The sequence below is a fragment of the uncultured Erythrobacter sp. genome, from assembly GCF_947502395.1.
Classification (GTDB): domain Bacteria; phylum Pseudomonadota; class Alphaproteobacteria; order Sphingomonadales; family Sphingomonadaceae; genus Erythrobacter.
This window is the reverse complement of record NZ_CANMZM010000006.1, coordinates 1-7372: the sequence shown is the minus strand read 5'-3', so window position 1 is coordinate 7372 and position 7372 is coordinate 1. Positions and strand designations below refer to the sequence as shown.

Sequence of the window (7372 nt, the reverse complement as noted above, 5' to 3'; positions counted from 1 at the left end):
CAGCAAAAGATGTCTCATGCCCTTATGTCCGCTCCTACGCCGATATTGGCTATAGGCCAGGGGCTCGATCTGGGCCGCAAGCGGAACGTCCGCATTAAGGGTTACCCAAGGCGTAATTGGACTTAAATCCCGGAGTGCCAGGCCCGCTGGGAACCGCTTCACGGTACTCGAACTTCCTAAGCGGTTTCGCGAACCATGAGGCGAGGAGGCAAGACAAGACTTTCTGTATCTTCCCCTGCCAGGCGTCGCAACAACAAGTCCACGAGGCCCTTTGCACCGGCAGCGATATCTTGCCTAACTGTCGTGAGAGGCGGGGCCGTCTGACTCGAGAGTGGGAGATCGTCGAACCCGACTACCTTTAGCTGGCGCGGCACATCGATGCCGCGTTCCCGAAGTTCTTTGAGGCAAGTTACCGCGATTGTGTCGGTTGCGGCAAAGATGCCGTCGACCTTGCCTTTGATCTCTTGCAAATGCTCTGCGATTTCCTCGCCGGTCCGCTCGGGCGACAAGTGCGTCGGAAGGGCGCGGATAGGCACACCCATTTTGGCGGCGACCTCTTTTGCGCCAGCGTAGCGGGCTGCGAACTCTATTGGCTGAGTGTCGCCTAAGAATGCGAGGCTCTTTGCTCCCGACGCGATGAGCCTCTCGGCGGCGAGCTTCCCGCCCAGGCGGTTGTCAGAACCGACGACACAGTGTCTTTGACCTTCCTGATGATTGCCCCAAACCACCATCGGTAGATAACCGTCGGCAACATCCTCGATCCGCTCGAACTGGTCTGACTGACCGATCACAATCACGCCATCGACCATGCCTGATCCGATAAATCGGTCCAGCCAATCTTCGTCCTGAGCGGGAATGACACGCCTCAGCATGAGGTCATACCCCTTCTCGGTCAGCTCGTCTGCCAGATAGCCCAGCAGCGTCATGAAGAAGGTATCCGAGATCTGCTGCCGCACGTCATGACCCAGGGGAATCGCGACGCCAATAACGCCCGTTTTCTGCCTGCGGAGTTTGCTCGCCATCTGGTTTGGGCGGAAACCGTGCTCGCGCGCGATGGCCTCGATCTTCTCACGCGTTTTCTTATTGACCAGACTGTTGCCCGCTAGCGCCCGCGAAACAGTCCCCGCAGAGACGCCTGCAATTCTGGCAAGGTCCGCAAGAGTGCGAACTTTGGCTGCGCTTTCTGCGCCATTTTGATCGTCTTCGTCCGCCATCACTACCCTTTAGCTCGCGAGCGCCTTTTGTTCACGCGGAACTCTGTGGCCCGCGTCCACAAAGAGGGTTGCGATTGCACCGACAATCATCAGCGCCCCGCCCAGCATCAACACATTACGCGGGTCACCGCCCAGAACTGGGTTATAAATCAGCGGCATCGTCAATGTCTGGAACAGCATGGGAATAACGATGAACATGTTGAAGATGCCCATGTAGATACCATTGCGTTCCGCCGGAATGGAGTCGGCCAGCATGACATAGGTGTTCCCCATCATTCCGGCCCAGCCAATGCCAATGCCGAGCATGAGCGCGAAGAGAGCCGGTGCAGTCTCAGCTCCAGGAATGAGCAACATCGCAATCCCTGAGGCTGTCAGGCACACCGCATGGACAGATCGCGCGCCAAGCTTCGCCACGATCGGGATCAGCAACAATGCCCCAACGAAAGCAATGAAGTTGTATAGAGCGCCTGCCTGCTGCGTGGTCAGCGTCGCTTCGCGAAATGCAGCGCTGGACGGGTCGGACGTATCGTAGATCGAGCGCCCCACCGCGAACGTGATGTACTGCCAATAAGCGAACATGGCATACCATTGGCACAGCATGGCGAGCGCGAGTTGGCGCATCGGTTTTGGCATATCGCGGATGGCATCGACGATTTCCGCGAAGGTATCCTTTACGGTTAGCGGTTTCTGCTCGAGAACCGCCTTTTCATCCTCGGTCATTGGCAGCTCGGGAACGCGCCAGACCGACCAGACGATCGTCGAAATCGAGAGGATCGCACCGATAATAAAGGCGATACGAACGATGACTGGAATACCGTTATCGTCCAGCACATCTTGCGCAACAAAGGCCGTCAGCAAAGTGGGCGCAAGATAGGACAGGGTTTGCGCAAGGCCCGTAAAAGCACTTTGCGTCAGAAAACCTATCGATCTTTGGTTTGGCACAAGCCGGTCCGCGACATAGGCCCGATAGGGCTCCATGGTGATGTTGTTGCCAGCATCAAGGATCCAGAGCAGCGACGCAGCCATCCAGAGCGTGGAGGAATAGGGCATCAAGAACAGGCTGATCGTGCAGATGATTGCGCCGATCAGGAAATAGGGTGTCCGCCGTCCGAAACGCGTGTTGGTCCGATCACTCATTGCACCAACAATTGGCTGAATGATGAGGCCAGTCATGGGACCCGCAAGCCATAGGAGCGGCATGGTTGCTTCGTCCGCCCCGAGGAAACCGTAGATTGGCCCCATATTGGCTTGCTGCAGTCCAAAGCTGAACTGCAGCCCGAAGAAGCCGATGTTCATTTCTATGATTCGCAGCAGCGAAAGCCGTGGCTTTACGGCGGTTTGCATAATCTCAGATCCTCTCGCTCGCCGTTATGTTGCCGGCGTTGTAGCAATTTCGTGACATAGATTGCGCGCAATTGCAATCGTTTGCAATTTTAGTGTTGCAATCGATTGCAATCAGATTATGCCTTACTGCGAATCGCACACTATGGTGCGAGCGCACAGGAGAGTTTTGCCATGAAGTTCCGTCACGCTTTGGCCTTCGGCGTCGCGCTGAGTGCCTTTTCTACCCCCGCCTTCGCACAGGACGCGGATACTGCCTCTGATGAAGGCGCCGATGAAGGCAACGTCATCATTGTTACTGCCGTTGCACGCGGCCAGAACCGTCTCGAAAGCTCGGTTTCGGTCAGCACGGTCGGGGCTGAACAGATCGCCGATCTTGCCCCACCGTCCTCCGCGGACCTTATTCGTCAGATCCCGGGGATTCGCTCGGAAGCATCAGGCGGTGAAGGCAATGCCAACATTGCCGTGCGCGGCCTCCCCGTTTCGACTGGCGGTGCGCGTTACATCCAACTGCAGGAAGACGGCCTGCCTGTTCTCGAGTTCGGCGACATCATCTTCGGCAACGCCGACAACTTCCTCCGCGCTGATCGCAATGTAGCGCGTGTCGAAGCGGTACGCGGCGGATCTGCTTCCACCTTCGCTTCAAACGCCCCAGGCGGTGTGATCAACTTTATCTCGAAGACCGGGCAGCGCGAAGGTGGCGCGATCCAGGGTACAGTCGGTGTCGACTTTGAAACCTATCGGGTCGATTTCGATTATGGCGCGCCGCTTGCCGATGATCTTTATTTCCATGTCGGTGGTTTCTATCGCACCGGCGAAGGTGCGCGCGACATCGGCTTCAACGGCTCCGATGGCGGTCAGATCAAAGCCAATATTACCAAGGAGTTCGACCGCGGTTATATCAGGTTGCACGCCAAGTTCCTTGACGACAGCACGCCAACAATACTGCCGCAACCGGTCTTCGTTGGCGGTACGAATGACAGCCCTGACTATGAGGGCATAGCTGGATTTGATCCTGGCCGAGATTCCTTGCTGAGCCCGTTTATCAGCACAGCGCTCACCCTTGATGGCAGCAATAATCCTGCGACATTCAACATCCAGGATGGCCTTTCGGTTGAATCTCAAGCCTTTGGGATCGAATCCGAGATTGATGTTGGCTCGGGGTGGACGCTAACCAACCGGTTCCGTTACGCGGACAATTCGGGCAGTTTTGTATCGCCTTTCCCTGCCAGCGCGGGCGCTGCCCAGGAAATTGCCGATGGCATTGGTGGCGCTGGTTCGAGCATTGTGTTCGCAACAGGCCCCAATTCAGGCGCTGCAGCGGACGCATCAACGATCGGGGGCAATGGCCTCTTGACCAATGTGGTCTTGTTCAACACTCGCTTGAACAGCCTCGACAACATCACCAACGACTTCCGTATCTCCAAAGACTTCGAATTTGGTGGTGGCTCCGCCACGTTCACGAGCGGCTTTTACCTTTCGCGTCAGGACATTGATACGGATTGGTTATGGACTTCGTTCGTTCAAACAGTTGAAGGCGACGGTAACGCCGTCTTGGTGGATATCATCGATGCAGACGGAAACACGATCACTCAGAACGGCATTGTTGGTTTCGGCGCGAGCTTCTTTGGAAACTGCTGTCGCCGTAACTACGATGTGCGGTACAGCACATACGCACCTTTTGCTTCGTTGGGACTGGAGTTTGATCGACTCACGATTGATGCCAGCATTCGGTACGATTTCGGCGATGCCGACGGAACGATCACCGGTGATGGCCCGGTCACGGACTTCGACTTCGACAATGATGGCAACATTAGCCCAGCTGAAGCTCTGACAAGCGTTCTTCCTCTCGGCAGCCCCAGCCCGGTCAATTACAACTTCGACTATTTCTCGTGGTCGATCGGAGCGAACTACCTTTTGACCGATGATCTTGGTGTGTTTGCACGATACAGTCAGGGTGGTCGCCACACGGCCGACCGGAGCCTGTTTACCCCCGCCGTCAGCACCATCGACGGGAGCCTAACCGGAGGTGACGAGGGCGTTATCGCTCGCGTTGATCAACTCGAGCTGGGATTGAAGTATCAGGGTGATGGATTGTCCGTCTACGCAACAGGGTTTTACGCGGAGACGAGCGAAACCAATGTCGAGATTGCACCAATTGTAGTTACGGATACTGATTTCGAGGCGTTTGGAATCGAGCTTGAAGGCTCCTACTCGGTGGGGCCTTTCTCTTTGACCGCTGGCGCAACCTGGACTGACGCTGAGATTGACGATTCGCTCAACGCCGCAGTCATAGGCAATACGCCGCGCCGCCAGGCAGATTTCATCTATCAGGCGACCGCCCAGTATGATGATGGCTTCTTCAAGGCTGGAGGAAATATTGTCGGTACGACCGACAGTTTTACACAGGACAATAACGAGCTCGAACTGCCTGCGTACGCTCAGGTCAATGCCTATGTTGCGGTTCGACCGGTTGAAAGGATCGAAATTGCCCTTAATGCGACGAACCTCTTCAACACCGAAGGGTTCACCGAAGCAGAGGAAGGCTCGATTCCGGCCAATGGTATCGTGCGTGCTCGTTCGATCGCAGGGCGCACCATCGCAGCATCCGTTCGCTTCGATTTCTGATGCAACGGATAAGGGCCGGCCACCAACCTCCCTGCTGGTCGGCCCTTATCATTTCCAACCATTTGCTAAAGGTGCCGGCATGACCACTGCCTGGACCGCTGACTGTGTGCGCAAGATTGAAGCCTCACGCATTCCGCGCATTCCGCTCATCACAGAGAATGATCAAGCCGCCCTCGATGCCGGGCGCATCTATTGGGATATGTGGCCGATCCAGGACCGGGATGGCCGCGTCGCGTCGATCCACGGGCGCGAACTATGGATGGCCTTATCCGCACCTGATCGCGGCGATCCAAGCCTACGCCATTTCGAGGCGAAAATTCGCCTCATCGAGCGCAAGTCGGGAAGCTGGTTCGATCTCGGCGACGTGCTCCCTGAATTCACGGTAGACTATGAGCGCGAATGGGCGGGGTCTGCGGTCACCGATAGCGAAGGCGTCAGCCTGTACTTCACTGCTGCCGGAACAAGTCAGCGCCCTGGAGGCTATCAACAGCGGCTCGTAGAAGCTCATGCGATTATCGGGGCAGATGGGCTGCCAGACGCGTGGACCGAGCCCCGCGTATCAATCAGCGAAGTCGCACCTGAATATATGCTCGCAGACGCGCATGAAGGGGAGGCAGGCAAGATCAAGGCGTTCCGTGATCCGGCCTATTTCCGCGATCCTGCCGACGGGCGCGAATATTTGATCTTCACCGCATCTCTTGCCGGTACCGACAGCGACTACAATGGCGCGGTCGGCATCGCCCGGCGGACCGACGACGGGTGGGAGCTGTTGCCACTCCTAATCCACGCTGATGGCGTCAACAATGAATTAGAACGCGCGCACGTCGTCTATCACCAAGGTGGCTACTACGCTTTTTGGGCGACCCAGCGCTCGACATTCGCACCCGGCCTAAGCCATGCGCCCAACGGCCTATATGGCATGGTGTCCGACAGTCTGATGGGCGATTACCGTCCACTCAATGGATCGGGTCTGGTACTCGCCAATCCTGATGAGGAGCCTCTCCAAAGCTACAGCTGGTTTGTGACGCGCGAGCTTCTGGTTTCCAGCTTCGTCGATTTTCGCGGTCTGAAGGGTGAACCTGTTCCCACCGATCCCGTCGAAGCCAACAAACTGTTTGGCGGCGTACCTGCTCCACTCTTGAAACTAACCATAGATGGTGATCGCTGCGAACTTGCGGAATCGGTGGAGGCATGAGTTCGACGGGCAAACCGCTTTTGGGTGGTATCGAGGCTGGCGGAACTAAATTCGTGCTTGCGGTGGGACACTCACCGACCGAGATCATCGAACGGCATGAAATCCCTACGCGCGATCCAGCGACGACACTGGCTCAGGCAGGCGATTGGTTTGAGGGGCAGGGATCGATCAGCTCGCTTGGAATTGCGAGTTTCGGTCCTGTCGAGCTTGATCGGTCATCACCTCTCTGGGGTCACATTACCAACACGCCTAAGCCGGGTTGGGAAAACTGCGACTTGGCTGGTTACTTTGCCAAACGCTTTGGAGTTCCCATTGGCTTCGACACCGACGTGAACGGAGCCGCGCTCGCTGAATATCAACACGGGGCAGGGAAAGGGGCATCTTCGCTTGCCTATATCACCGTGGGCACCGGGATCGGTGGAGGTCTGGTGCTTGACGGACAGGCCGTCCATGGAGCCGCGCATCCAGAGATGGGCCACATCTTCCCACGTCGCCATAACGATGATCGCGAGTTCGCAGGAATATGCCCTCACCATGGCGACTGCCTAGAAGGGCTGGCGAGCGGCCCGGCTATCAAAGCGCGTTGGGGAGCGTCGCTTTCCGAGTTGCCGACGGATCACTTGGCGCAAGAAATCATCGCCTTGTACCTCGCTCAGCTAGCGAACTCCCTTATCGCAATGACGGCAGTCGAGATCATTGTGTTGGGCGGAGGTGTCATGAAGACGGACGGCTTGACCGAGCGTGTGGCTCGTATGGCATCGGAACTCGGCGCACGATATTTTCCAGGCGGGTCAAAGCACAAGATCGTCTCGCCAGATTTAGATCAAAATGCTGGGCTCGCAGGAGCGCTAATGCTTGCGTCCTTGGTTTGATGTCCGCTTTTAGGGTTTCCTTGTCGCGCATCTAATGCCTGAAACTGGGGCGCATTTCTGCCGCGCAAGAAATTTGCTTTCCGTTTCCGGTTGCCCCGGTTCTGAGAAGTCCGATCTCGCCT

Annotated in this window: 5 protein-coding genes; 3 read left to right on the top strand and 2 right to left on the bottom strand. The window is 56.8% G+C overall.

All coding sequences use genetic code 11. From position 1 onward, the window contains the following. Positions 1-176 precede the first annotated feature (176 nt). Both Q0778_RS16290 and Q0778_RS16285 read right to left on the bottom strand, forming a co-directional pair. Entirely contained in the window at positions 177-1214 is a 1038-nt protein-coding gene (locus Q0778_RS16290; protein ID WP_298337824.1) for a LacI family DNA-binding transcriptional regulator, read from the bottom strand. Between the two features lie 9 nt (positions 1215-1223). Then, a complete protein-coding gene (locus Q0778_RS16285) occupies positions 1224-2558 on the bottom strand; it encodes an MFS transporter (RefSeq protein WP_298337821.1) in 1335 nt (444 codons plus the stop codon). A gap of 171 nt (positions 2559-2729) precedes the next feature. Between Q0778_RS16285 and Q0778_RS16280 the strand changes: the two genes are divergently transcribed. The 3 genes from Q0778_RS16280 (at position 2730) to Q0778_RS16270 (ending at position 7250) form a co-directional block, all read left to right on the top strand. Continuing rightward, positions 2730-5183, top strand: coding sequence for a TonB-dependent receptor (locus Q0778_RS16280; protein ID WP_298337818.1), 2454 nt, complete (start codon positions 2730-2732; stop codon positions 5181-5183). 79 nt (positions 5184-5262) lie between these two features. Then, positions 5263-6378, top strand: coding sequence for a glycoside hydrolase family 68 protein (locus Q0778_RS16275; RefSeq protein ID WP_298337815.1), 1116 nt, complete (start codon positions 5263-5265; stop codon positions 6376-6378). Next, the gene (locus Q0778_RS16270) at positions 6375-7250 is read left to right on the top strand and encodes an ROK family protein (RefSeq protein ID WP_298337812.1); all 876 of its coding nucleotides are present in this window, start codon (positions 6375-6377) and stop codon (positions 7248-7250) included. The genes Q0778_RS16275 and Q0778_RS16270 overlap by 4 nt, the downstream gene beginning before the upstream one ends. Positions 7251-7372 lie beyond the last annotated feature (122 nt).

Excerpts from the sequence above, each read along its gene's own strand:
- Q0778_RS16290 (WP_298337824.1), bottom strand. The coding sequence starts at position 1,214 with ATGGCGGACGAAGACGATCAAAATGGCGCAGAAAGCGCAGCCAAAGTT.
- Q0778_RS16285 (WP_298337821.1), bottom strand. The coding sequence starts at position 2,558 with ATGCAAACCGCCGTAAAGCCACGGCTTTCGCTGCTGCGAATCATAGAA.
- Q0778_RS16280 (WP_298337818.1), top strand. The coding sequence starts at position 2,730 with ATGAAGTTCCGTCACGCTTTGGCCTTCGGCGTCGCGCTGAGTGCCTTT.
- Q0778_RS16275 (WP_298337815.1), top strand. The coding sequence starts at position 5,263 with ATGACCACTGCCTGGACCGCTGACTGTGTGCGCAAGATTGAAGCCTCA.
- Q0778_RS16270 (WP_298337812.1), top strand. The coding sequence starts at position 6,375 with ATGAGTTCGACGGGCAAACCGCTTTTGGGTGGTATCGAGGCTGGCGGA.